General features: G+C 40.7%; 25 protein-coding genes and 2 tRNA genes. 10 read left to right on the forward strand and 17 right to left on the reverse strand.

Features of this window, described 5'->3' with window-relative positions:
- Positions 1-78: 78 nt before the first annotated feature.
- The 5 genes from AWW68_RS18810 (at position 79) to AWW68_RS18830 (ending at position 4,973) form a co-directional block, all read left to right on the forward strand.
- Positions 79-1,491: an MBL fold metallo-hydrolase gene (locus AWW68_RS18810; RefSeq protein WP_068224955.1), complete on the forward strand. Its 1,413-nt coding sequence runs from the start codon at positions 79-81 to the stop codon at positions 1,489-1,491.
- Between the two features lie 46 nt (positions 1,492-1,537).
- A complete protein-coding gene (locus AWW68_RS18815) occupies positions 1,538-2,113 on the forward strand; it encodes a YeeE/YedE family protein (protein WP_068224957.1) in 576 nt (191 codons plus the stop codon).
- Positions 2,114-2,123: 10 nt separating this feature from the next.
- Positions 2,124-2,537 carry a YeeE/YedE family protein gene (locus AWW68_RS18820; RefSeq protein WP_068224959.1) on the forward strand — a complete coding sequence of 138 codons (414 nt, stop codon included), beginning with the start codon at positions 2,124-2,126 and terminating at the stop codon, positions 2,535-2,537.
- A 2-nt stretch (positions 2,538-2,539) separates the two neighbouring features.
- Complete coding sequence (locus AWW68_RS18825) at positions 2,540-3,874, forward strand: hypothetical protein (RefSeq protein ID WP_068224960.1); 1,335 nt, start codon at positions 2,540-2,542, stop codon at positions 3,872-3,874.
- Between the two features lie 88 nt (positions 3,875-3,962).
- Complete coding sequence (locus AWW68_RS18830; protein ID WP_084375775.1) at positions 3,963-4,973, forward strand: c-type cytochrome; 1,011 nt, start codon at positions 3,963-3,965, stop codon at positions 4,971-4,973.
- A 4-nt stretch (positions 4,974-4,977) separates the two neighbouring features.
- On the opposite strand, the gene AWW68_RS18835 is transcribed toward AWW68_RS18830, so the two are convergent.
- Positions 4,978-5,337, reverse strand: coding sequence for a hypothetical protein (locus AWW68_RS18835; RefSeq protein WP_068224964.1), 360 nt, complete (start codon positions 5,335-5,337; stop codon positions 4,978-4,980).
- A gap of 206 nt (positions 5,338-5,543) precedes the next feature.
- Between AWW68_RS18835 and AWW68_RS18840 the strand changes: the two genes are divergently transcribed.
- Positions 5,544-6,950 (forward strand): MBL fold metallo-hydrolase, encoded by a 1,407-nt coding sequence (locus AWW68_RS18840; RefSeq protein WP_068224966.1) that lies wholly within the window; start codon positions 5,544-5,546, stop codon positions 6,948-6,950.
- Positions 6,951-7,052: 102 nt separating this feature from the next.
- Positions 7,053-7,331: a TIGR03643 family protein gene (locus AWW68_RS18845; RefSeq protein ID WP_068224968.1), complete on the forward strand. Its 279-nt coding sequence runs from the start codon at positions 7,053-7,055 to the stop codon at positions 7,329-7,331.
- A 46-nt stretch (positions 7,332-7,377) separates the two neighbouring features.
- Here the strand turns inward: AWW68_RS18845 and AWW68_RS18850 are convergent, their stop codons facing one another.
- The 5 genes from AWW68_RS18850 to AWW68_RS18865 form a co-directional block, all read right to left on the reverse strand.
- A complete protein-coding gene (locus AWW68_RS18850; RefSeq protein ID WP_068225053.1) occupies positions 7,378-8,799 on the reverse strand; it encodes an RtcB family protein in 1,422 nt (473 codons plus the stop codon).
- Positions 8,781-9,305: a tetratricopeptide repeat protein gene (locus AWW68_RS18855; protein ID WP_068224969.1), complete on the reverse strand. Its 525-nt coding sequence runs from the start codon at positions 9,303-9,305 to the stop codon at positions 8,781-8,783. Before AWW68_RS18855 ends, AWW68_RS18850 begins: the two co-directional genes overlap by 19 nt.
- A 231-nt stretch (positions 9,306-9,536) precedes the next feature.
- Positions 9,537-10,631, reverse strand: coding sequence for a slipin family protein (locus AWW68_RS18860; RefSeq protein WP_068224971.1), 1,095 nt, complete (start codon positions 10,629-10,631; stop codon positions 9,537-9,539).
- Positions 10,632-11,195: 564 nt separating this feature from the next.
- A tRNA-Tyr gene (locus AWW68_RS20205) sits at positions 11,196-11,278 on the reverse strand.
- Between the two features lie 1,010 nt (positions 11,279-12,288).
- The gene (locus AWW68_RS18865; protein WP_068224973.1) at positions 12,289-13,437 is read right to left on the reverse strand and encodes a serine hydrolase domain-containing protein; all 1,149 of its coding nucleotides are present in this window, start codon (positions 13,435-13,437) and stop codon (positions 12,289-12,291) included.
- A gap of 235 nt (positions 13,438-13,672) precedes the next feature.
- Between AWW68_RS18865 and AWW68_RS18870 the strand changes: the two genes are divergently transcribed.
- Positions 13,673-14,962 carry a DEAD/DEAH box helicase gene (locus AWW68_RS18870; RefSeq protein WP_068224975.1) on the forward strand — a complete coding sequence of 430 codons (1,290 nt, stop codon included), beginning with the start codon at positions 13,673-13,675 and terminating at the stop codon, positions 14,960-14,962.
- Positions 14,963-15,103: 141 nt separating this feature from the next.
- Here AWW68_RS18870 and AWW68_RS18875 read toward each other — a convergent pair whose 3' ends face one another.
- The 6 genes from AWW68_RS18875 to AWW68_RS18900 all read right to left on the reverse strand — a co-directional run bounded on the left by AWW68_RS18875 (position 15,104) and on the right by AWW68_RS18900 (position 18,672).
- A complete protein-coding gene (locus tag AWW68_RS18875) occupies positions 15,104-15,703 on the reverse strand; it encodes a mobile mystery protein B (RefSeq protein ID WP_185101308.1) in 600 nt (199 codons plus the stop codon).
- Positions 15,688-16,149 carry a mobile mystery protein A gene (locus AWW68_RS18880; RefSeq protein WP_068224976.1) on the reverse strand — a complete coding sequence of 154 codons (462 nt, stop codon included), beginning with the start codon at positions 16,147-16,149 and terminating at the stop codon, positions 15,688-15,690. Before AWW68_RS18880 ends, AWW68_RS18875 begins: the two co-directional genes overlap by 16 nt.
- 176 nt (positions 16,150-16,325) lie before the next feature.
- Positions 16,326-16,895, reverse strand: a complete 570-nt coding sequence (locus tag AWW68_RS18885; protein ID WP_068225057.1) for a hypothetical protein — start codon at positions 16,893-16,895, stop codon at positions 16,326-16,328.
- Between the two features lie 98 nt (positions 16,896-16,993).
- Positions 16,994-17,557, reverse strand: a complete 564-nt coding sequence (locus tag AWW68_RS18890) for a hypothetical protein (RefSeq protein WP_068224978.1) — start codon at positions 17,555-17,557, stop codon at positions 16,994-16,996.
- 698 nt (positions 17,558-18,255) lie between these two features.
- Positions 18,256-18,561, reverse strand: coding sequence for a GIY-YIG nuclease family protein (locus AWW68_RS18895; RefSeq protein ID WP_068224979.1), 306 nt, complete (start codon positions 18,559-18,561; stop codon positions 18,256-18,258).
- A gap of 37 nt (positions 18,562-18,598) precedes the next feature.
- Positions 18,599-18,672, reverse strand: a tRNA-Ile gene (locus AWW68_RS18900).
- 74 nt (positions 18,673-18,746) lie between these two features.
- Here AWW68_RS18900 and AWW68_RS18905 point away from each other — a divergent pair.
- Positions 18,747-19,370, forward strand: coding sequence for an HAD family hydrolase (locus tag AWW68_RS18905; protein ID WP_068224981.1), 624 nt, complete (start codon positions 18,747-18,749; stop codon positions 19,368-19,370).
- 65 nt (positions 19,371-19,435) lie between these two features.
- Here the strand turns inward: AWW68_RS18905 and AWW68_RS18910 are convergent, their stop codons facing one another.
- The 5 genes from AWW68_RS18910 to AWW68_RS18930 all read right to left on the reverse strand — a co-directional run bounded on the left by AWW68_RS18910 (position 19,436) and on the right by AWW68_RS18930 (position 23,887).
- Positions 19,436-19,738: a rhodanese-like domain-containing protein gene (locus AWW68_RS18910; protein ID WP_068224982.1), complete on the reverse strand. Its 303-nt coding sequence runs from the start codon at positions 19,736-19,738 to the stop codon at positions 19,436-19,438.
- 2 nt (positions 19,739-19,740) lie between these two features.
- The gene (locus AWW68_RS18915; protein ID WP_157717728.1) at positions 19,741-21,513 is read right to left on the reverse strand and encodes a T9SS type A sorting domain-containing protein; all 1,773 of its coding nucleotides are present in this window, start codon (positions 21,511-21,513) and stop codon (positions 19,741-19,743) included.
- A gap of 83 nt (positions 21,514-21,596) precedes the next feature.
- Positions 21,597-22,382, reverse strand: coding sequence for a PASTA domain-containing protein (locus AWW68_RS18920; protein WP_068224986.1), 786 nt, complete (start codon positions 22,380-22,382; stop codon positions 21,597-21,599).
- A gap of 170 nt (positions 22,383-22,552) precedes the next feature.
- Positions 22,553-22,789 carry a NifU family protein gene (locus tag AWW68_RS18925; RefSeq protein ID WP_068224987.1) on the reverse strand — a complete coding sequence of 79 codons (237 nt, stop codon included), beginning with the start codon at positions 22,787-22,789 and terminating at the stop codon, positions 22,553-22,555.
- A gap of 3 nt (positions 22,790-22,792) precedes the next feature.
- Positions 22,793-23,887 (reverse strand): Mrp/NBP35 family ATP-binding protein, encoded by a 1,095-nt coding sequence (locus AWW68_RS18930; RefSeq protein WP_068225059.1) that lies wholly within the window; start codon positions 23,885-23,887, stop codon positions 22,793-22,795.
- Between the two features lie 114 nt (positions 23,888-24,001).
- Between AWW68_RS18930 and dnaG the strand changes: the two genes are divergently transcribed.
- Positions 24,002-25,912 carry a DNA primase gene (gene dnaG / locus AWW68_RS18935; RefSeq protein WP_068224989.1) on the forward strand — a complete coding sequence of 637 codons (1,911 nt, stop codon included), beginning with the start codon at positions 24,002-24,004 and terminating at the stop codon, positions 25,910-25,912.
- Positions 25,913-25,928 lie beyond the last annotated feature (16 nt).

A 25,928-nucleotide genomic window follows, 5' to 3' on the forward strand; every position in this document is an offset into this window, starting at 1 on the left:
ACTTCAGCTTTCAGAAGTTGGAACGTAATTTACACTGACCTTGTCTTTATATCGACTTAACGAGAAAAGAAAAGCAAAATGAAAATAGATCAAATTTACACGGGTTGTTTAGCGCAAGGAGCTTACTACATTGAAAGTAAGGGCGAGGTAGCTATCATCGATCCGCTCAGAGAGGTACATCCATACCTTTCTATGGCCGAAAAAAATAAGGCCACTATCAAATACATTTTCGAGACACATTTCCATGCAGACTTTGTTTCTGGTCATGTGGACTTAGCCAAGAAAACAGGCGCAACCATAATTTATGGACCAGGCGCAAAAACTGAGTTCGATAGCCATAAGGCAACTGACGGAGAAATCTTCGAGCTGGGCGATGTAAAAATTAAGGTATTGCACACTCCAGGTCATACGCTGGAAAGCTCTACCTACTTACTTATTGATGAAGAAGGAAAAGAACATGCAATTTTCAGTGGAGATACGCTATTTATAGGAGATGTAGGTAGGCCTGATTTGGCTCAAAAAGGCGACATTACGCAAGAAGATTTGGCGGGAATGTTATTCGATAGCCTGAGAGAGAAAATCATGACCTTGCCAGACGATGTAATTGTTTATCCTGCTCATGGTGCTGGTTCGGCTTGTGGAAAAAACATGAGCAAGGAAACCACAGACAGTTTGGGCAATCAGAAGAAAGTAAACTATGCTTTGAGGGCTGATATGACCAAAGAGGAGTTCATCAAAGAAGTGACCGATGGTTTGCTTCCACCTCCTCAATATTTTGCTCAAAATGTGGCCATGAACAAATCTGCCAATACGGATGGCATCGATAAGATACTCGAAACTGGAAAGGTAGCTTTGAGTGTAGAGACTTTCGAAGCTATGGCCAATCACGAAGGTGCCTTAGTGTTAGATACCAGAAAGCCTCAGGAGTTTGCCAAAGGCTTTATCCCTAACTCAATCTTCATCGGTATCGATGGAAGTTTTGCCCCTTGGGTAGGAGCTTTGATTCCTGATCTTCAGCAACCTATTATTTTCTTAGCCGATGAAGGTAGAGAAGAAGAAGTGGTGACCCGACTTTCTAGAGTAGGGTATGACAATACGCTTGGCTATTTGAAAGGTGGAATGGAAGCCTGGAGAGCAGCCGGAAAAGAGATTGATTCAGTAACCTCTGTTGGAGCTGATGTATTGAAGGAAAAACTCGAAGAAGGAACTGCCAATGTCTTAGATGTGAGAAAGCCTGGAGAATACTTGGCAGAACACATTGAAAAAGCGAAAAATACGCCACTAGATTTCATCAACGATGAGATGGCAAGAATTGATAAAAACACTGAGTACTACATTCACTGTGCCGGTGGTTACCGATCTATGATCTTCTCTTCCATCTTAAAATCAAGAGGATACGATAAGATTATCGATGTAGCTGGTGGCTTTAAAGCCATTCAGGAAGTAGGTATTCCAGTAACGGATTATGTTTGTCCAAGTACTCTAAACTAACAATTGCCCTGAGCCACTTCAGGCTCGGGGTCATATAAAAAATCAAATGAACAATCTTATTGAATTCATTCAACAGCCATGGCCGTGGTATGTTGCCGGGACCATTATTGCCATTGTAATGTTCGCATTGCTCTATTTTGGCAACAGTTTTGGCCTTTCTGCAAACTTCAGAAATATGTGCTCCATGTTAGGCGGGGGCAGGTCTTGTGACTTCTTCGACTTTGATTGGAGAAAGCAAACTTGGAACCTTTTGTTCTTGGCAGGAACAGTAATTGGAGGCTTCATTGCTCATCAATACCTAATGCCAGATGCCACTATTGCCATATCAGAAGCTACTGTGGCAGATTTGCAAGCGTTGGGAATTGCCAATCCTGGAGAGGGTATTGTACCTCAAGATCTCTTCAGTTTTGAGTCACTATTCAGCCTAAAAGGCCTCATTATGTTTGTGGTGGGAGGCTTTTTAGTTGGCTTCGGAACACGCTATGCTGGTGGTTGTACCAGTGGGCACGCCATCAGTGGTTTGAGCGATCTTCAGCCAGCCTCTTTGGTAGCTGTGATAGGTTTCTTTATTGGTGGTCTGGTTATGACGCACTTGCTATTGCCTCACCTTCTTTCCCTTTAAATCTAGACTTATGAAATTCATAAAATATATCTTTCTGGGTATTCTATTCGGTATTACCCTCACCAAAGCAGAGGTGGTTTCTTGGTTCAGGATTTACGAAATGTTCAAATTTCAGTCTTTCCACATGTATGGTGTTATAGGTACTGCAGTGGTCTTGGGAATCATCATTACTCAGATTATTAAGCGTACTAAAATGAAGGCCATCTCTGGCGACCCAATTGTTATTCCGCCTAAGCAGTTTTCTATACCACGTTACCTTATTGGTGGAACCATTTTCGGGCTGGGTTGGGCAATGACTGGCGCTTGCCCGGGACCAATGTTCATTCTATTAGGAAATGGAGTTTTCGTGATTATTGTGGCTATTGCTTCAGGAATTTTGGGAACTTACGTTTACGGAAGAATAAAGCGTAAACTGCCTCATTAGGGTTGAAGAAGGTTTTTATAGTTTTCACGGTTCTTACTTTTTCAGTAAGAGTTTTACCGGCTCAAGACGAAAAGCCATTTCAGACAAAAGGTGCTGTGACAATGCGCTATATGTCTACCAATAACAAGGGTGAACTGACTGATTTTAATGCTTTTGTGGGCTATGGTTCTTATAAGGCAAGTTATAAGCTTAAATCTTGGCTGAGTTTTTCCGGTCAGGTTAATGGAGTTTTTCTGCCAAGCACAGAAAACTTGGAGAAACGAGATGCTATAACGGGAAGAGGGCCAATTTATGAGGCGAACCTTTTCAATTTAAGAACTATGAGTGCTCATTCTGAGTTTGCACTTCCCGTTCTTAACGCTGAGTTGAATCACAACGGACAAATACTAACTGTCGGTAGGTTTGTTAAGAATGCTCAAGCTTTAAAAGCTGAGCAATGGCCTTTTCCTAATGCTTTAGAAGGTATTTGGTATGAGAATTATAAAGCTGAGAATGCCTCGTGGCAATTGGCCATTATACATAAGTCTATGCCAAGATTTTCTGGAGATTTTGAAAAAATAGGGCGCTCATTAGGTGTTGCAGGAGTTGGTTTTAATAAAGATGGATCTCCGAGTGGTTACCGCAATAATATAGCATCTGATTTTCTGCTGGTAACCAACTATAATAAGCTTTTTAGTGGAGGGCTCTCTTTAGATATTTGGAATTATTTGGTTGAGGGGGTGATGAACACCTTCCTAGTTGAACCGAGGTTACAGCTTTCTGAAAGCCGCTTGAGCATTGCTGCAAAGGTTATGTATCAAGAACGCTTAGGCAGTGGTGGTAATTCCGATCAAAGCAGAACTTATAAGGTAGATCAATCGGCTTTGTATTATGGTTTGAGACTTGAGAAGCAATGGGAGGATAATTCAATGCAACTGAATGTTTCTAGAATTAGTGATGCTGGAAGGTTTTTAATGCCAAGAGAATGGGGCTACGAGCCTTTCTATACTTTTCAAAGAAGAACACGAATTGAAGGTGTTAGGGATGCAATTTCTCTTATGTTTAAGTGGCAAAATGCTTGGTCTGATGAGCAAATGAGCTATCAATTTACCAGCTCAATCGCCTACAACCGTTTGCCAAAACCGAGTGATGTTGAAAGCAATAAATACAAGTTGCCTTCTCACATTCATTGGGATGCTGTTTTAAAAGTTAAGCCCATAAAAAATCTAAGTAGTTTAAGCTTGGAAACATTAGTAGCTTATAGGTTTCTGTCGGACAACTCTATCTCCGACTCATCAGTGATAATTAATAATGCAGACTTTTTTCATACAGATTTAAGCCTAGTATATAGCTTTTGATATGTTCGGAATCAAAAACTGAGTATTTTGGTGTATATCCACTTTAGAGAGAATGGTTACTTGAACTTTTTCTAAGGAGATGGGAAAAATGGACAAATTGCTTTTTAGAATTCGGTTATTACTCAGTACAATAGTATTGCTTGTTTTCTCTGCATTATTTGGCCTTGTGGCACTGCATATAGGTCTCATTCAGCATAAACCAAATAACCTCGTTTGGAAGCCTAAATCTATAACTACCGATTTGGAGGGCGAAGAAAAAGCTTCATTGATCAAGTTAGGATATGATGTAATTACTAGAACTCCTGAGCTTATTGGTCCTTTGGCAGAAAAAGAGGAAATGCAATTTGCTGGGAATAACCTTACCTGTCAGAGCTGTCATTTAGAAGCCGGAACTAAGCCAGGGTCTGGAAGCTTCGTGGGCGTCTATAACCGATTTCCTCAATACCGAGGGCGCGAAGACAAAATGGGCACCTTGGAGGAAAGAATTGATGGCTGTATGGAGCGCAGTATGAATGGGCAAAAACTGCCTCATAATACACTAGAAATGAAAGGCATGATAGCCTATATGAAGTGGCTAAGTGAAGATGTGCCTGAAGAGAAACTCGCTGAGTATAAGGGGTATGTGGCTATTGACCTACCTGAAGTAAAGGCAGATCTTTCTAAAGGGGAAACGATTTTTCAGAAGTATTGTATTGTTTGCCATGGAGCAGATGGACAAGGGGTGAGACCAAATGAAGGTGCGCTCTATGAGTTTCCACCATTATGGGGCAATGATTCTTACAATCATGGAGCGGGAATGCACCGAGTAATCACCGCTGCAGAGTTCATTAAATCCAATATGCCATTTCAACAAGCTACTTACGATAAGCCAGTGTTAACCGATGAAGAGGCCTACCATGTGGCAGCTTACATTAACAGTTTTGATAGACCTCAGAAGGCAAACCCTGAAGCCGATTTTCCAAAGAAGGAGCTAAAGCCTGTTTCTACACCCTACGGGCCTTGGCGAGATAATTTTTCTGCTGAGCAACATAAGTATGGCCCTTTTCAGCCTATCATGGAATACTACAAGCTTACTTTTGGTATAGAAAAGAAAAAGTAGTCGCTTACTGAACCATTAGTGGTAGGCACTCTGCAGTAAAGTTGTCTTCATTACAATAGTGAATTTCTACTTCTTGGTCTGTAGTTATGATTGGAGGCTTATCTACAGAAGTGATAATTATCTTAGACTTATTGCAATGGCCTTTTTGCACTAGCTGCTTGACTAAGCCAAAGTTAGAAGCACTATTGGTAGATATGTTGAAAACGTAAATCTGATACTCCTTCTCAGAGATCAGCTTTTCGGCAGCATCAAAGCCGCATGTGTTTATTGAAAGAGGTTTTTCATCAGGCCAATAGTTTTCGATTAAATCCGAAAACAATGTCCTAAGAATCTCGCGATCCTCCACGAGCAAGATGTTAGTCATAATCTTAGTTTGGTCGGCACAATTTCTTGAGCTCCCACGAAAATATTCCAATAGTTGTTAACAGCAAAAAAATGTATTTAAAAATTCATACTGGTTGAAGTGCTATAGAATCCTGATATATATCAGTTTATGAGGTAACATAGGTTACGCAAGGCAAATGAGGCTTTTTCCAACTTTGAGTCATTGATCGGAAAAAGTACTCAGATATGAAAATAGAACAGATTTACACCCAATGTCTTGCCGAAGCAGCTTACTACATCGAGTCGAACGGTGAAGCGGCCATTGTAGACCCTTTGAGAGAAGTTGAGCCATATATTGAAATGGCTAAGCAAAATGGAGCAACCATTAAGTATGTCTTGGAGACTCACTTTCATGCAGATTTTGTCTCTGGTCATTTGGATTTAGCCAAGAAAACTGGAGCAACCATTGTTTACGGCCCCACTGCCCAGCCAAACTTTAAAGCTCATGTAGTAAAAGATGGTGAGGTGCTTCAACTGGGAAATGTAAAGATCAAGGTACTGCACACGCCAGGTCACACTATGGAGTCTTCAACCTTTCTCTTAATTGATGAAGCGGGGAAAGAACATTCAATTTTTACAGGTGATACCTTGTTTTTGGGCGATGTTGGCCGGCCAGATCTGGCGGTGAAAACAGATTTGTCTAGAGAAGATTTAGCAGCTCATTTGTTCGATTCACTTAGAAATAAAATTATGCCCTTAGCAGATGATGTTATTGTTTATCCTGGTCATGGGCAAGGTTCTGCATGCGGAAAGAACATGAGTTCGGATACTGTTGATACGCTGGGGAATCAGAAGAAATTCAACTATGCACTGAGAGCAGATATGACCAAGGAGGAGTTTGTACAAGAAGTTACGTCAGACCTTGTCGCGCCACCTCAATACTTCCCTAAAAATGCAGTAATGAACAAAATGGGTTATGAGAGTATCGATCAAATACTTGAGCAAGGTGTCATTGGTTTAGACGTAAAAGAATTTAAGCAAGTAGTACGAAAGAATAAGGCGCTTATTTTGGATACGCGACCTAAGGAGCAGTTTGCTGAAGGCTTTATTCCAAATTCAATATTTATTGGAATTGACGATACGTTCGCGCCTTGGGTGGGTGCTTTGATAACCGATTTAAATACCCCAATTGTATTCTTAGCCGAAGAAGGAAAAGAAGAAGAAGTAGTGGTTCGCCTCTCTAGAGTAGGCTACGATAACGCCTTAGGCTTTCTGAAAGGTGGCATTAAAGCATGGCGCAATGCAGGTGAAGAAGTTCAGAGGGTTGAGCAAGTTACAGCAGAAGAGTTTGTATCCATCTTTGAGAATGGGGCGAACTTATTGGATGTGAGGAAAGAGAGCGAATTCGAATCGCAGCACATTAGGGGAGCAACCAATTTTCCACTAGATTTTATAAACACGAACCTCAAAAATCTAGATAGTCAGAGTAAATGGTATATACACTGCGCGGGTGGTTACAGATCTATGATAGCCACATCTATTCTTTTATCGTCAGGTTATTACAATGCTGTAAACATAAAAGGAGGCTTTAAAGCGCTCAAAGAGACTGCTCTGCCAATGACAGAGTTTCAAGAGCAAATCACTATGCTATAGTGATTCTGGTTAAGTTGATGGTTGGAAACCCCTGCAATACGTGTAGGGGTTCTTTTTTGTTTGACTTTCAAACATTTAGGACTAAAAGTATATTTATTGAGTATGATTGAGAAACATGGTTTGTCTTTTGAAGATATAGATAGAATTATTGAGATGGCGTGGGAAGATAGGACCCCTTTCGATGCTATTGAACAACAGTTTGGTCTACCTGAGAAAGAGGTTATCAAGTTGATGAGAAGAGAGATGAAACCAAGTTCCTTCGAAATGTGGAGGGCCAGAGTTCAAGGGAGGAAAACTAAGCATTCAGCACTTCAGTCATCTAAAAAGTTCAGAAGTAATCAGCAGCGTGATATTACCAGAAACAAGATTAGTAAAAGGTAAAAGAGCCTTGCGCTTTAACAAGACTCTTTATTGATTCTAGGCTGTTCTAATCCACCTCCCCAAACCTTTCATCCCCACACATACGGACGATTTTTGGTTCGAAGGTACCAAGTACTTCAACCAAGTCGGTTTGTTGAGCCATTACCTCATGGATGTTTTTATAAACCTGAGGCGCTTCGTCCAAACCGGAACCGATTAAGGTAACTCCAGCTTTTTTGATGTGCTTTTTCACTTCCTTTTTAGAAAGTGTCTGCTTGGCTTTGGTTCTGGAAAGTACCCTTCCTGCTCCATGAGAAGCTGAATTGATAGAATCCCCGTTCCCTTTGCCTTTTACAATAAAGCCCGGTGAGGTCATTGAGCCTGGGATAATTCCCAGAACACCTTCACCTGCTGGTGTAGCTCCTTTTCTATGCACAATGATTTCCTTTCCATCCGCATCTTGCTCTTTCCAGGCAAAGTTGTGGTGGTTTTCGATCAGTGCCAGTGGTTGCTCACCTAAGGCAGCAGCCAGTCTATCGTGAATCTGGTGATGGCATGCCGAGGCATAGTCACCGGCCAGATTCATAGCTTGCCAGTATTCCTGACCCGCTTCAGTGTCTAAATCCAACCAAGCCAGATGCTTAGCTTCTCCCGGTAATTTGGTCATATCCATGGCCAGCTTGGTGTAATGCCTTGCGATATTCGCACCAAGTCCCCTCGATCCCGAGTGGGAGAGTACCGATAAATACTTGCCAACCGGCAGGTTGAATTCATTGATCTCCGAATGAATCTCAGTAATACCGAATTCCACAAAGTGGTTGCCACCTCCGGAAGAACCGATTTGCTTCCATGCTGTGTCTTTCAAAGATTTCAAAATATTGATTTCGTTGAAAAGCCCTCGGTCTAACACCTCATGGTCTTTTGGCCTTTTAAATACCGCCTGACCGAATTTGGTGTTCTCCATCAACATGTCCTTCAACTCCTCTGTGTTTTGATGCACAAAAGCAGGAGGGACGTCATACATGGTCATGCACATTCTGCAGCCAATGTCTACCCCAACTCCATAAGGGATCACTGCATTCTCAGTTGCCAGAACGCCACCAATTGGCAGTCCGTAGCCATGGTGTGCATCCGGCATCAGTGCTCCATACTTAGTCACCGGCAATTTCATGGCAATCTCCATTTGGTTGATTGCTCCTTGCTCAATGCCGTCTGCCCCATATATATGATATGGTATGCGTTTTTCCCGCAAAGCCAGTGTCTCGTTGTGGTCTTTTTTGATGATCAGCGCCATCGCCACAGGGCCCCAGGCCTCATGTTTTAGGTAAAGACCAGGGTTTCCGACCACCTTTTTCAACATGGCTTTTTTATGCAATATGGATTTGCCTTTGAAATACTCTTCCATAGCCTTGATTGCCTCGCCAATGGCTCTGCCTTCAGGGAATCCGAGCTTTCTCAGGTCTTTTCCAGTTAATTTTCTCGTTGCCATAATTTCCAACGTTTCTTTAGTCGTTTGTACTTATTTCGCTTGATGTGGTCTTTCAAATCGTCCACATCATAGTTGTCAAGGGCTTGCATCATACCTTTTCGGTACCAAGCAATCGCCTTGCTAAATTGACCTTGAGTTTCGGCCACTTTGCCTAGGTTTTCATAGACAAAGGTTTTGTTGAAGCCTTCAACCTTCATGGCTTTATGCATAAGGTTTTCCAGACCAAGGTATTTCTCATTATCCAGATAGAGCTGCGCGAGATTGACATAAGCACTTCGGTAATCTGGTTTAAATTTTATTGCCAGCAGATAATGCTGTTCAGCTCCCGCTTTATCATCAAGGCCGTATTGAAGTAGGCAAGCCATTCTAAAATGAAGTTTGGCACTACCAGGCTCTTCACACAATCCTCTCTCAAACCATCTTTTGGCCTCATCATCTTGGCCATTATCTATGGCTTGATCTGCCATCTGAATAATACTTTCTATGTATTCTTCGTAAATGTCCATTTTCGTTTGAGAGGGTAAATACCCCTCAGTCCTTCGGACAGCACCCCTAAAGTGGAGCACAGAATCCGCAGCATTGGGAGGTATTCCCTCAGTTTTTATGTAATTGTTTCATGTTCCTTTTTATCCTCTCTTTGGACGTCATTCCCGTGAAAACGGGAATCTCACCTATCATTCGGAGATCCCCGCCTACGCGGGGATGACATACCATTAGAGTGGCAGCAGGTAGACCAACTACCTAGAGAAAATCTCCTTCAATTGATCTACCACCTGATTGCCGCCAGAAAGTGAAATGTTGTTGATCTTATCTGCGATTCGTTCAACATATTCCATCTCCTTCAATTTGAACAACATGTCGTTGTCTTCCATCAATTTGGCGGTGTTCAACAAGCTTCTGGTAGAAGCTGTTTCTTCACGTCTGGTAATCACGTTGGCTTGTGCTTGTTTTTGCGCCACCAAAACTTGGTTCATGATGTTTCTCAATTCACCGGAAAGTATAATGTCCTTGACACCACAATCCCTGATTTCAATTCCCAGAGTTTCGGCTTTGCTCTTCAGAACTTCCAGTACATATTCTGCAATCGCAGATTTTTGCTCTAGCAGTTCGTCAAGCGTGTAGTTGCCAATGTATTCCCTCAAAGCTAACTGCATCAATACATAGAGCTGTTTTTCAGCATCCTTGTTGTCGATAAGAAATTTCTCAATATCAACCACTTTGTATTGGCAGTAGAAGTTGATTCTCAAACCGGCTTTGTCTTTGGTGAGAATTTCCTGACCAGAAATTTCCATTTGAAGCTTCCTCATATCAGCCTTCAAAACATTGATGGCGGTGGTGTTTTTCCAGAAGTAGTAAGTGCCTTTATCAAGCGTTTTTTCCAACTTTCCATCTATCATCAAGAGTCCTTTTTCGTAAGATTCAACTACGTAAACTCTGATGTGTCTTAGCAAATCGGTGCTGGTAAACACAGCTTTGCTAATGTCTTGCGAAATGTTGAAATCGCTTAGGTCTACTCTGGTGAAAGTGTATTCCACCAAACCTTTCCAGAAAGCATACTTTCCTACAGTCAAAACTTGTTTGAACTTGCCGTCAGCATATTGAATGACAATCTCATTGTCTTTCACGTCTACTACTTCAAGCATTGAAGCCAAGGCTTCATCCTTCAAAAGGATGTTTAAGTTTTTAGAAGAGTAGAACTGATCGGTAAGGTTGTAAACCATTACAGTGTCCGCTAGCGATAACCAAGTAGTACCTGCGGTGATCACTTTGCGGTAATCTCCATTTCTGAAAACCAAACCGACTTTTCCATCGTTGATTCGTATTCTTTTCATTTTTACAATGGTTGTGAGGTTTCCCTCGGTTAAACATTTATTTATCGCTATTGGCCAAATAGTTTCGTTTTATGAAAGGTTGAACAGTTTTGCCATCTATCCAAAGCGAGGTGTTTATTGAGTCTGAATTCAGAAGTGAGTTCTAGAGTCAGGGGAATTTGCTTGGAACTGAAGTTCGCAACGTCTTCCTGTGACAGCAGAAGTCAAATCTTGCATCGGGCGATATCCTAAACCACCTTGGCTTTTTCAAAACTTTCCTCATCTACCGAAGTAGGTAAGGGGCAAACTGAATCTTCCTTTCAGTATTGGCATCGGTTTTTAAAGAAGACCCGATGAACTTCTGAAAATGGATTTTTAGTCCATTTACCATGTTAAAAGCATGGTGCTCTACCAACTAAGCTACTACCCCATTTCTCATTCAATTGTGGGGTAGGGAGGATTCGAACCTCCGACAAGCATGGGAATATGTCCTCAAGCTAAGTAGCATACCGAGACTTACTAGTTCGGCACTATGGGGCTATACTGAAACCCTCATCAGGCCTTATACCTGACGATTATATTCCGTGGAAATGGTAGGATTCGAACCTACTCAGCCTGAGGCACTGGTTTTACAGACCAGTATAACTCTCCCTCGTTATCGCATTTCCATTGAGGCCATTGTTCCTTTCAGCTGGCGATCAACCAATTGTTGGATGCAATGACCCGCTATTTACATTGGAGCTTTTTCAAACATCACAGTCCGTCCCGATAGCTATCGGGAGAAAGACTGCTTGAGGGCTTTAACCCTGCCTGCGGCAGGCAGGCTCTCTCCTCCCGATGTTTCGGGATTGAGGAGACACTCGTTCTGCCTCTCCTTTAGCTTCTTGACCCCTTGACCCCTTTGTACTGCGGACATTTTCCGTTGATAGGGGAGTAATTAAACTCTCCTCCTTTTAGGAGGAGTGCCCGAAGGGCGAGGTGGTTTTTTAGTTTCATTTTGTTTGGGCACAAAAAAAGCCCGGCCTTATGCAGACCGGGCTTTTCAATGCCGCGCTTATGTACGGTATTGTCAAGTCATATTCTTCCCGATCTTATTTTGCAAAAGACATATTTTACCAACTTCAAAATCACTGTGATTTTGATAGCCCAAAGGCGCTAGTCCTGTGTTTTCTAAGCGAATTGTCATCTTCTGCATTTCTTAATTTTTTTGAAACAAAAAACCCGAACTGAAAGCCCGGGTTGTAAAAATCTTATATCGAAAATTCTACTTTCCCGAACGGCTTTCATCACATAGATCATAGGCTGTTTTACCTATTGGCTGTAATGTTTCGCTATGTGAGTTGAAATTTTTCATTTCGTTGTTATGGCTGCAAATGTACTGAAAAGGATTTTTAATTTGCAAGTGACTGATTTTCAGTGGTTAACTTTTTACTCTTTATATATAAATGCTAAGTATTTGATAGTCAAGTTTTTGTGTCAGTAGAATTTTTTCAATAAAATTTGAAATTCTTATAAAACCCTAGTAAACGTTTATACGAATTTAGTCTATTGATTGGTAAATAAGCTTATACATTCCTTCCCAAAAAGCACCTCCCTGAAAAGCATTGACTTGTGTCATTCCAACGAAAATCATGTTTTGCTGAGGGTCTATGAAGAACTTGGTATTGAAGTATCCGCTCTATTCATAAGTGCCTGGAGATTTCGGACTCTTCTTGGTGGGTTTGTCTTGATAGAGTTGAAAGCCTAATGCAAAACTGCCATCGGGGCCTTTAGGGTAGTTTTCATAGTCATTTATCACTAAAGGAAGCTGGTCTTTGGTCATTTCAGCCATGGCTTCTGATCCAAGTAGGTCTCCACCTCCTTCAACCAGCGTTTGTATGAAACGTGCATAATCTAATGCTGTAGAACTTAAACCAGCACCTCCAGCAAAGAAATCTCTAGGTCCTTGCTTTGGGTAGTCGGTAAGAGCACTCATGCCTAGTTGATCGGTAGACATAAAAGTGCCGTTTATTTTCTGAGCTAAAGGTACTAGTCTATCGTGCTTAGATTCAGGTAAATAAAAGTAGGTGTCTTCCATTCCAATAACATCGAATATGTGCTCTTTAAAGTAGGTGTTTAGTTTCTGGCCAGAGACTACTTCTATAATTCTTCCCATCACATCCATGTTGAGCCCATAAGAAAAACGTGCTCCCGGTTGATGGGCCAGTGGTACTTCTGCAAGTCTGTTAATCCACTTTTCCGTAGACCATGTAGGGTGAGTAAATCCAACGTTCATATCGAATTGATCATATACAGCCATAATTTTGCCTGGGTTGAATGATCCATATACTATACCTGAGGTGTGAGTCATTAGGTTTCTGATGGTTACAGGTTTGTCTACAGGTAAGGTAGTGTAAGTGGAGTCACTAGAGTTGAATTGGTCTAAGACCACTTGATTCTTAAATGCTGGAATGTACTCATATACCGGGTCGTCTAAGTTAATTTTGCCTTGTTCTACCAGTTGCATAATGGAAACTGAAGTAATAGCTTTTGTCATAGATGCTATCCGGTAAATCCCTTCGTTTTTTATATTAGTCCCGGCTATCTCGCCATAGCTTTTATGGTAAACTATTCGGCCATTCCTAGCAATCAGAAACGTGCCTCCTGGTATTATGGTGTCATTTATAGCTGTTTGTATATAGTTATCTAACTCTGTTTCGAATGTAGAGCTGAAGCCTTGTTCGCTAGGAGAAGCATTAGAAAGCCACTTTTCCTCTGAACTTTCTTTTGAAGGTTGGCAACTGACTATTAAAAGGAGTAGAAGGATTGAGAGTAGGTTGGGTTTCATGGCTTATTTTTTCAGGAAGATAACAAAAGATGACTTAACCATTTGGCCTTCCTTAGATAGTGCAGTTTGTTTACTTCTTTTATATATAAGAGTGGAAAACCTTAAGTATCCATTTTTCTTAATGAGTAAAAGCAAGGATTAAATTCATGAGTAAGGTAGGAATAGGCTATGGCTAGAATTAGCTGTAACTTTGCATGGCTCAATAATGCAATAGGGCAGTACTCTAATTTTATATATGTCATTCGCTACCCTTGGTTTGTCCAAGTCTTTGTTACACGCTATTAACAAAAAAGGATATACCACTCCCTCGCCAATTCAAGAAAAAGCAATTCCTCACATTTTAAAAGGAAGTGATGTAATGGCTTCCGCCCAAACGGGAACTGGCAAAACCGCAGGTTTTACCCTGCCTCTTCTGCAAATCCTTTCCGAAGGCCATCAGCCAAGACGAAGGCCAATTCGGGCTTTAGTACTTACGCCTACTAGAGAACTTGCGGCCCAAGTACATGAAAATGTAAAAACCTATAGCGAGTTTCTTCATGTGGAGTCTGCCGTTATTTTCGGAGGGGTTAACCAAAACCCTCAGATTCGAGCTTTAAGAAATGGTGTGGATGTTCTAATTGCCACACCTGGGCGTCTGTTGGATTTGGTTGGTCAGGGCCATATTTCTCTGGCTCACGTAGAAATTCTAGTGCTAGACGAAGCAGATAGAATGTTGGATATGGGCTTTCATAGAGATATTAAAAAGATACTTCCTCTTCTTCCTTCAAAAAGGCAGAACCTTTTGTTTTCGGCTACTTTTTCGAAGGAAATTAAAGAACTGGCTGGCTCGTTTTTGCAAGATCCTGTTTTAGTAGAAGTGAATCCAGAAAATTCTGCTTCGGAACAAGTTCAACAATTTCTCTATCATGTAGATAGAAAGCAGAAGTCTGAAGTAGTCTTGAAAATGATTAAAGAAGGCGACTGGCAGCAGGTTCTTATCTTTATGAGAACCAAGCACGCATGCAATCGCCTAAGTGTTAAGCTAAACAAAAACGGAATAACAGCTGCTGCTATTCACGGAGAGAAAAGCCAAGGCGCTAGAACCAAAGCCTTGGCGGGATTTAAGGAAGGGACTATACGCGTGTTGGTGGCAACAGATATTGCAGCCCGGGGTTTAGATATTCCTTTGCTTCCTTACGTTGTCAATTTTGAACTGCCAAAGGCAGCTGAAGACTATGTGCATAGAATAGGAAGAACAGGGCGAGCTGGGGCAAATGGAGAGGCAATTTCCTTGCTCGATGCAGAAGAATTTCCGTTGGTTAAGGGAATAGAAAAACTACTCGAACACCGACTAAATATTGAAGTAATCAAGGGCTTTGAGCCTACTGGAGATTTGTCTGCTGCGAGTAAGCCACAGCCAACTCAGACTACCCAACCAAGGAAGAAATCAGGTCAGCCAAAGTCAAACAAACCAAAGTCTAATTCAACTTCAGAGAAGCCATACAGAAGTAAGAGGTTTAACTCCAAGCGAAGGAGGAGGGGGTGACAGTGGTTGCCTATTGAGTTGATCTCTCTTAAAATAGATTTATAGTTGGCTTTTTTTGTTATTCTATTTGTTGAAACCCGTTATCAGTTGCGACAAGCATAGGAGTCTTAGGATCATTTTGAGGGGTCTTGTTGTTGGGGCTTAAGTTCTCACAAACTCCACTAACCCAGAATAATCATGATTGTCGGCTTGCCTTAATGCTTGAATATATTGTGACCTCACATTCCCTTGGTTGTCAATGTTGGTACTTCCCCAAGTAAATGGCTCTAAGCCAAAAACATCCATAAGCAGTCGGTCAGTCGCTAGTCGAGCGTGTCTACCATTACCATTCGGAAATAAATGTATCCACACCAATCTATGATGAAACCTTACAGCAATTTCATCCGATGGAAATGTTTCATGCTCTATCCAATAATTCATGTCATTAATTAGTTGGCGAAGCTCAATTGGTACTTGAACCCAATCAATTCCGATACTCTTTTCAGATCGTCTGAAGTCACCAGCCCATTGCCAAACCTTCCCAAACATTTGTTTGTGAAGGGTGGTCAAGAACTCTTCGGAAACCACATTCTTTTTATTTCGCCTTCTCTCACACCAAGAATAGGCTTGATTGATATTTTCCTGTTCCCAACGGTTGAGTTCTTCACGGGTAGATATATGAGAGAGTTTTAAGCCAACTGCTTCATCGGGATCGAGAGGTGTTGCGCCATCTGGTTCTTCAAATATCATTTGATCTCCCATAACTCTTTATCACCCTCTATCAGGATACGATCAACCATATCACTTATGGCCTTTTCCTTTTCAGGCTCACTTAAGTTTTGAAGCTCTAAGCGCATGGTGTGATCAAGTCGTTCCATGCGACTTAAAGCAAGTTTTCTAGCCTGTGATCTAACAGTATTTTCAAGGCTTTCTTTAGGAACAAAGCCATATACAAACTTCATCCCTAACCCTTCAGCTACCTTATTCATAGTTGATAGCTTGAGGTTTTCTTCGGGTTCAGCTTGCTCCATATGAGTTATGCGAGGTTGATTAACACCAACTCTTTTTGCCAATTGAGCAGTTGTCATCCCTAAGGCTTCCCGAATTGTTTTTATCCATCCGTTTGACGGTAAAGGAGGTGTAGACCTAAATTTAACAAGCTTTTTATCAAGCTGTTCACGTACTAATAACTTGTCCCAGTGGTTCATTAGATTACCTTTATGTAATAAATATAAGGTGTAATTATTATATAAATGTAATTAAAAAAGAACTATTCTATTATAGTGAGGTAATTGGAAAGCCCGATTCAATCAGGCTTTCTATATTAATCGACCGTTAGAAGGCTGTTATCCATGATTGGTGATCTTCTCAGATGGTGTCTGCTTTAAAACCAATTAAAACCAACTTCAAAAGAGAGCACTACAACCTCTCGATCTATATCATTGTCTAATCTTGCCCATCCCATCTGCAATTGTGTTTGAAGGTCTAATACAAAGCTTTTCTTTTGTACTAATTCATAGCCTGTACTAAAGGCTACTGCTCCACCAAAATTCCAATCTTCTTCTTCAATACTATCTTCATAGAATGCTGGAAAATCCATAGCCAAACCTGCACCGGCATTTATCCACCATCGGTCCTTTACCCAATATTGTACAGAAGGCATCAATGCATCAAAACTTCGGTCTTTGTCTTCGAGTTCGTAACCCATTCCTGCGTAGGTTGCTAGAATGGCTAGACGATCATTGACCATCCAACCTACTTTCAAGTTTGGAAAACTGCCACCGGCTTGAGCATCATCGAAAGGTACTGCTTGATCGCTGTCGGATATACTGATGACACCCCCGCCAATTCCAAAACCAATAACAAATCCGTTTCTGTCAATTGGCTTGGTGTCATTTTGACCATAGGAGAGTAGCGCGCAAAATGTGAATATGATAATTAATATGTTTTTCATTTTTTTGATAATTAAAGTGATTAAATGTTTTAGGAGCATTGCCAAAATCTAATCCCGGCAATGAATCTTTGGATGTATAGAAAATTGCTCTGTTTATGCTAGAATCTATATCCTATTCGCAAGTGCATATTCAATTCTATTTCACTTTTGTCCTTAGAATAACCAGCACGTTCTGCAAAGGTGTAGCTGTACCCTACACCAATTCCTGCTTCATAATTAAAATGGTCTCCTAGATTTCTTCTAATTCCCCATGTAGGTATAATGGCGAAATCACTTACCACTGGAGCCTCGTCAGTATTGAAAAGAGCCAATTCTGGATGGTAACTAGTTTTTATAGCAATGAAATTGCCGCTGTTTCCATCAGTTCGTTGAGAATTTTCTGAACGTCTTTTGAGGTTGTAATAGAATCTTGGCTCAACCACTATAACAGGTGTGAGAATGAACGGAGAATCATAATCATCGTAATAAGTAGTTTCCCAAATACCAAAATCAAAGCCAAGCTCTGTTCTTAGTGCTATGGCGTTTGATAGTTTTGCTTCATTGTATGCCCAGATTCCTAAAACTCCAGTTTGTACTCCGAAGGTTGATTTTTCAACGCTTGTTTCTTGTGCTTTGGCGGCTAATGTGCTAAAGAATAAAAGAATGAATAGTAGATTTTTCATGACCTTAAATTTTTAATGTTGTTTGAAATAAATTGCTTCTTACAAAGGTCAGGAAGAACTCAAAGTGAGGGATATGAACTATGCTGTCTAATTCATAAAGTTTAAGGATAGTTTAAAAATTATGGAGCAGCGATATAAATTATGAAGCAAAACATGCTGTAAGCCACCCTCAAAGGGGGAAAATTGTCAATCTTGATTTGTTGTATGTATCACAAGCTTTAAAATACCAAATGAAAGGTCAGGCTCTTTCTTTAGTACAGAGAATTTTGTTGTAAGGCGGAGTCCATCTTCTTAGAGAACATCACCATGGAGGATTTGGTATTTCTGAGCAGGCAGAGGCAATTAGTAACAGCCGTTCTAATCTATTCAATAAAATAAAGCAACAGAATAAGCTTTTAGCGAGTTAATTCATAGGCCAGATTCGATAGGGGAAGAGTATTGCTCTGAAGTACTTCTATAACTGTTTTCAAAGTATCTTTTAAAGTTGGGTTTGAAAATACCTCCTTTTGATACTCTCGTTATATCGTATGCCGAAAACTTGTCTTATAGCTTTTGTTTATTTTACACTTATTTGTGTAAACCAACTTCAAGACAAGATATCAATTGAATTGCTAAAGAGGATGTAAATATGTGCGTCCATAAACAAAAATAGCACAACCTTTCGATTGTGCTATTTGTGGGCCCACCTGTCCCGATAGCTATCGGGACGAACCAGGGTATCTCAATAATAACTTTGTCATGATTTCAGGGTATTTCTTGAGATTCTGAATATATACTCTGCTCTTCATCTTCTTGATGTGGTTTTCGATTAGCTTGGCTTGCCTAATATTTGAGCATAAATGCTGATAATATAACTCCCAGTCATTGGCAATGCTTGTGAACTTTTCATTGCCATATACCTTATTAAGATGAAGTTCAAGTCTTTTTGTGGGTTCTAGTTCAGTGCTTCCTGTATAAAACTTATTTAGTGACTTGCTGCAAAGGATGTAAATGTGTGCGTCCATAAACAAAAATAGCACAACCTTTCGATTGTGCTATTTGTGGGCCCACCTGGGCTCGAACCAGGGACTTTCTGATTATGAGTCAGATACTCTAACCAACTGAGTTATAGGCCCTTTTCAATTGCTTAAGAAAGCCGTTGAAAATTGGAGTGCAATGTTACATATTTGACCTTAATTAAACAAAGTTCATGGCTATAGAAATATCAAATATCTCGTACATAATTTTCGACCTTGGCGGTGTTATTATCGATTTGGACACCGAAGCTACTTATAGAGCATTTGCTGAGGTTTCTGGTAAGCCTTTGCCAATGGTTCAAAGTTTAGCTGCCGAAGCTGATTTTTTCAAAACTTATGAGAGAGGAGAGATCGATGACCCTACGTTCCGCGCTCACTTAAGAGAAGAGCTTGAGTTTACTGGTGAAGAGGGCTTGTTAGACGAAGCATGGAATGCGATGCTTGGACCTATTACTAAGGAGCGATTTGAGTTACTAGAAAAGTTGGCAGAGCAGTATGACCTATATGTGATGAGCAATACGAATGAAATCCATGTAAGAAGGTTTCTTAATATTGCCAAGTATACTTCTCCTCAAAAAGATTTTCATGACTATTTTAAGCAGGTCTACTTCTCTCAAGAAGTGGGAGCAAGAAAACCTGAGCCTCAGGCTTGGCAGGTAATCTTAAATGATCATCAACTGAATGCTTCAGAAGGGTTGTTTATCGATGACAATAAAATGAATATAGAAGCCGCTGCTAAACTAGGTCTACAAGTTTACCATAACCAAAACGTAAATGATTGGATGAAACTCTTTTAGAGGTTCATTCAATCCTAACACAAGAAGTTTAGCGAATCAAGCGTCTCTTTAATGGGGAGTGGGGACTAAAACCCTGCAGCTCTATAGGCGTCAATACCGCCTGTCATGTTAATTACTTTGCCGAAGCCTTGCTGTCTTAGGTACATTTGGGCTTGAGAAGCTCTTTTACCGGACTTGCAATGAATAACTATCTCAGCTTCCTTTAATTCAGCTAAATCAGAAATTTTATGGGGTATTTCAGCTAATGGAATATTCTGTGCGCCAATATTGTCTTCTTCATACTCCCAAACTTCGCGCACATCTATAAAACAAAAATCTTCTCCGTTATCTAATCTGTCTTTTACCTCTTGAACGGTGATGTTCTCCATTTTTATTCCTTTAGTATTATTCTTTTAAAGCTTACATTTCCGCCTTGGCTAAGGCGCAGCAAATATATTCCTTTTTTGTTGAAGCTTAGGTCTATTGTATATCCGTTTGCCACTTTGCTAAGCTCATAATTTGCCACTTTGCCCCAATTGTCAAAAACCGAAAGGTTCTCCAGTTCACCTTCAAAGAAAAGTATACCCTCAGTAGGGTTAGGGTAAAGTTTAATGTCTCTGGCTTCGCCTGAATCTGCCTCTTCAAAGTTGGCTGCGGTTTCTTTATCGAACCTAGGGCGCATGAGAAAGCTACCTGTCACAAACTCGTTTTCTTGCCATTGTCCGCTTACGTTATAGTACATCTTGTCACCAGAGTCTATGTTCTTATCAAGACCTACTGCTAGAAACTCGTTAGTACCTTGTTCAAAACCAATGTAAATAGTGTCTTGAACAAAAATTGGGGTTTCTAGTGCATACGCTCTCAATTCGCCAATGCTAGAAGGCCTTAAGACACTATATGAGTTTTGGTACAAGATCGATTCTGGGTCATTATTCAGGTTGTTCCAAACATAAAGTTCAATTGGTTCTCCAGCTTGTTGAACAAATGGGAAGTTAATGTCTATGTGAGTCAGCAGTGCTCTTCCTTCTACATAATATGCATAAGCTAATTTGCCACCTCTTTGATTGATACCAGCAGCAAAGTCTGGTTCACCGTCATCGTAAGCCAGATAGTCATCTATTACAGTAATTACTTTTACGGTGTCATTCAGTCTGTAGTCAATGTTGGTGTTAAAGGTGGTGTCTACACCTGGGTTAATACGCTCAATAAAATAGTTGTCGCCAGACCTGATTACGTAAGAGGTTTCTAGCCACAGAGAGTCGGCCAAGGCATTTAAATTGGCAGAAAGCGCAGGAGAGGTAAAGGTTCTTCTTTCAAAAGCTCCGGGCAAGGGGTTAGCCACTCTATCGTCATTCAGTACTTCTATTTGTTCATTGGCAATTAACTCTCTAACGGTTGTGGTAAACTGAATGGGTTGAAAAGATGAATTTAAGTTGTAGAAGCCAACATTGGTTTCTTGTAAGTAGCGCGATGGGTTAGCAAAGAATTGCTCTGTGGGCATTGCCGAGTATGGCGCGGTCAAGAACGAAGGCTTTCGGGTAAGGGCTCTGTCTAGGTAAGCTGTGTCTGCTTCGTAGCGAGAATCGTTCAAATAAACGTAGTCTAGAAGCCAAGTATCGAAAGCTCCTGAAAGTCTTGAATAAGATTGAAATTTGAACTGAAAGGTGTCTGAGAAGTATTCAGAGTTTACTTTAATGTTTTCTTGGAAAAACTCTCCAGTTTCTAAATTTATACCACCGGTAGTAGACCAAACAGACCGCCATGTACCATCAGGTGTTTTAAACTCAAGGCTTAAACTGTCTTCTTCATCGGGTAATTCTCCATTGCCCGTTACTTGCCAGAAAAAGCTTAAGTAAACCGAGTCGGCTTGGCTTGCTTCTAAAGTAGCTAGGTTAATAGGATGAGAAACAAGGCTATCTGTCTTTCCATTAATTAGGCTCGATGCATTATAAGGTGCCCCATTAGCATCTACACCATCAAAGATAGCCACGTTTATAGTAGGAGCATTTACCCCTGTGCCATTGCTTATTCTAACCTGATTGCCACTAAGCCATAGGTTGGATGAAGGAACAATGGAAGCGGTACTAAAATCGTCCCAGAAGGGGAGGCTAAGAGTAGCTTGAGACTGTTGCGCAGAATATGGAACGGAGTTAAGGCTCCACATTGTATTTGGAAGAGGGCGCTCAACGATTTGCCCTTTCACAATCGTACAGAGAAGTAAAAGCCCTATGATCCAAACTGATTTCCTCACTGCTGTGGCTCTTCTTCCTCTTCTTCTTTTTCCTTATTAATCCACACCTCAATTAAGTCTCCAGTTCTTACCATAGCACCTACCGGAGGTAGTTGTTTGTACACTCTGTTAGGAGGAACGGTGTCGTTGAGTATGTAGTTAATCTCGTCAAGTTTTAAGCCTGAAGCTTGAATTTGAAACTTAACCTCATCGGCAGACTTGCCAAGGAAATCTGGAGTAGGAAAGCTTTTGATACCCTCGCCATTACCTATCACTAAGTCTATTGTAGAACCTTTGTAAATCATGGTTCCAGTGGTAATATCTTCATCGCTTAATTTCTGAGAAATTACCGCGTTTACTCTTCTGTCTGGCACATAAGAGATTTCTCCAAGTTTAAGGCCGTGGCTGTTTAGTATATCTGCTGCGTTCGGTAAGTCAGTGTTGATCAGGTTAGGCATGCGCACCTGCGGTGGAACATTGGCGTTAAGTGTAAGGTAGATTTTCCTGTCTTCCTTTACCTTGGCACCGCCCTTTGGATTTTGGCTAAGAATAAATTCAGGGTCGTAGTCTTCAGAAAAACCTGAGTCTTCGGTAACTACGTACTGAAGATTTCTATTGGTTAAGAATTCATCTATATCATCGAAAGACTTACCTACCAGATCGGGTACCGTAATGGTCTCGTTGTGGTTGGTAGTAGACGGTAGGTATACATAAAAAAAGAAAAGTAGGGCAACTAATCCGATGCCTACCATAATTCCGATGTTCTTAAGAAAGCTTAAAATATTGAAGGGCTTTTTGCTCATTTCCAAAGTTTAGAACGGCCAAAAATGAAAATCATTTTATCCGTTGAGGGCTAATCGCCAACAAAGATAACTATTAGTTCAACGTGTCAAATTTAAGCTGATAATTCAATGACCACCAACAAAAAAGGCGCTTCAAAAAAAAGCGCCTCTTAAAGAATTGTAATTCTTTATTAAGCTTCAGCTACATTTACCGCTATTACTTCCTTTACTTCAGGAATATCTCGCTTAATGGCCTCTTCAATTCCGGCTTTCATGGTCATGTGAGACATTGGGCACGATTCGCACGCGCCTTCTAACTCGAGCTTCACCACCATGTCTTCAGTTACTTCCAGCACACGAACATTTCCTCCGTCTGCAATCAGAAAAGGTCTGATTTTCTCTAGTGCTGTTTCAATTCTCTCAAGCATATTTTAAACGTTAATTTCTACTTTCTTCGTTTCAGCCTTTTCTGCGTTTCTTATGGCTATTTTCTGAGCCACAACTTCTGCCACATTTTTAAAAGCTTCTCCTGTAATATCGCTATTCATAATGGCCGGGTATCCCACATCTCCACCTTCTCTAATTCCCTGTACCAGAGGTATTTCGCCTATGAATGGAACATTATGTTTCTCGGCAAGTTTTCTTCCACCTCCTTTACCAAAAATATAGTATTTGTTTTCTGGTAATTCCTCGGGTGTAAAGTAAGCCATATTTTCAATCACTCCAAGAACCGGAACATTGATTTGGGCTTGCTGAAACATGTTCAACCCTTTTTGCGCATCGGCAATAGCTACTTTCTGTGGAGTTGTTACTAAAACAGCACCAGTTACAGGTACAGTTTGAACTAGTGTAAGATGAATATCACTGGTGCCAGGAGGGAGGTCTATGAATAAATAGTCTAACTCACCCCATTCGGTATCTGCAATAAACTGCTTAAGTGCGCTGCTGGCCATAGGCCCACGCCAAACCACGGCATTTTCTGCAGGGGTTAATAGCCCAATAGAAATAAGCTTTACACCGTATTGTTGCACAGGAATAATCAGGTTTTTGTCTCCTTCTTTCTTTATACCTGGTTGTTCATGCTCGCAGTTGAACATGGTAGGCATAGAAGGGCCAAAAATATCGGCATCAATAACTCCAACTTTAGCCCCTTGTTTGGCTAATGCCACAGCCAGATTAGCCGTTACAGTAGATTTTCCAACACCACCTTTACCAGAAGCTACAGCGATAATATTTTTAACATCCGGTAGAAGCGGTGCATTATCTCTAGTAGAAGTTACATGAGAACTCATGGTAACTGTTACCTCAATATCTTCTCCAATGTACTTGGCAATTGCCTCTTCACAATCTTTTCTAATTAGCTCCTTTAGCGGACACGCAGGAGTAGTGAGCATTACGGTAAACCCTAGCTTGTTTCCGTCAATCTCAATGTCCTGAATCATATTAAGAGTTACCAAGTCTTTCTTAATATCTGGATCTTGAACGTTTCTTAAGGCCGCTAAAACCGCTTCTTTACTCAATGCCATCTTCTCAAATTTGGGTGCAAATAAAAGGCTTTCGCCCGACATTTAATAAAAACATCGGTACATAGGAATAGTTCATGTTTCGCGTAACACAATCAACTATATTTGAAACCCTTTATGGCCATAAGCGATTCAACAATTCAGGAGATAAAAAATCGTATCGATATAGTCGAAGTTATCAGCGATTTTGTCAGTCTAAAAAAGGTAGGTAGCAACTACAGAGGCTTAAGTCCTTTCACCAATGAAAAGACTCCTTCTTTCTATGTTTCGCCAAGTAAAGAGATTTTCAAGTGCTTCAGCTCAGGAAAGGGTGGAGACGCCATTTCGTTTGTGATGGAAGTTGAGGGAATCAGTTACATTGAGGCCCTCAAGTATCTGGCTGGTAAATACGGAATTGAGGTTCAGGAAGAAGAACAAACCGATGAGCAAATTCAAGCTCAGAATGAAAGAGACAGTCTTTTCATTATACTGAACTTTGCTAGTGAATTTTTCAAAAAGCAGCTGTTTCAGTCAGAAGAAGGTAAGTCTATTGGTTTAAGCTACTTTAAAGAGAGAGGTTTTAATGAGCAAACCATTAAGACCTTTGAGCTTGGTTATTCTTTAGATCAGTGGGACGGTCTATTAAAAGAGGCCAAGAGTAAAGGGTATTCTGAAGATATTCTTGAAAAAGCCGGTCTTATACTCAGGCAGGAAAATAAGAAGTACGATCGTTTTAGAGGTAGGGTAATGTTTCCCATCCAAAACGTTGCTGGTAAGGTAATTGCGTTTGGAGCTAGAACACTCAGGTCGGACAAGAAGCAGCCTAAGTACATTAATTCTCCTGAAACAGATGTATACCACAAGAGTAATATCCTCTATGGAATCCATCAGGCAAGGCAGGCCATTCGGAACGAAGACCTGTGTTACTTGGTAGAAGGTTATACTGATGTTATATCCATGCACCAGGCTGGTGTTCATAATGTGGTGGCATCTAGCGGAACAAGCTTAACAAAGGAGCAAATTCAGCTAATCAGTCGCTACACCAAGAACATTACTGTTCTATACGATGGAGATAGTGCTGGAATTAAGGCCTCTTTCCGTGGAATCGATATGATTCTCGAGAATGATCTGGATGTAAGAGCGGTGGTTTTCCCTGACGGGCAAGACCCAGATAGTTTCTCCCGAACCATGACTTCCGATGCTTTTCAGGAATATCTGAAAAGCAACGCTCGAGATTTCATCACCTTTAAGACAGACATTCTTACCGATGGTGGTAAGCAAACCGATCCTACTAAAAAGGTGCAGGTAATAAGAGATATTATTGAGAGTATATCGCTTATTCCTGACGGAATTAAAAGGTCTGTCTATGTTTCTGCCAGTGCCAATTTGCTCGATGTTGAGGAGCAGGTATTGCTAAGTGAGCTGAATAAACTCATTATTCAGAAACAAAGGAAAGACAAAAAGCCGGAGGCTTATCAAGAAGAATTGCCACCACCTGTGGCAGAACCTCAGCAGAAGAAACCAGATATTGGTTCGCTTGCCTTTCCGGTAGAAAGAGAATGCCTTCGTCTCGTAATCAATTATGGTCATGAACCTTTCGATGAAGAAATGAGTATTGCCGAGTTTGTTTTGGGCGAAACCGAATCTATCAATTTTGAAAATAAATTGATCGAGGAAACACTCAATTGGGCTACTCAACTTTTAGATGAAGGAAAGAAATTAGATGCCGATCAGTTTATTGGGCCTAATAATCCGTCTATGAGTCAGTTGGTCATAGATATGCTAGAAATGAAATACTTTGTAAGTGAGGGTTGGGAAGAACGACACCGAATCAGCACAATGCATGAGTCAGAAGATTTACCAAATGCTGCTTATTCGGCCATTTTAAGGTTGAAAAGAAAGAAATTGGAGTCACTCATTCATCAGAATGAAGAGACCCTTAAAAAGTCTAAAAACCAAGATGAACAAGATGAGTTAATGAGAATGCATCAGCATTTGAAAATTATGCTCAAAGAGATCAATGATGAACTGGGTACCGTCATTTCATGATCATTTTTTCACCCCG

Source organism: Roseivirga spongicola (assembly GCF_001592965.1).
Lineage (GTDB): Bacteria > Bacteroidota > Bacteroidia > Cytophagales > Cyclobacteriaceae > Roseivirga > Roseivirga spongicola.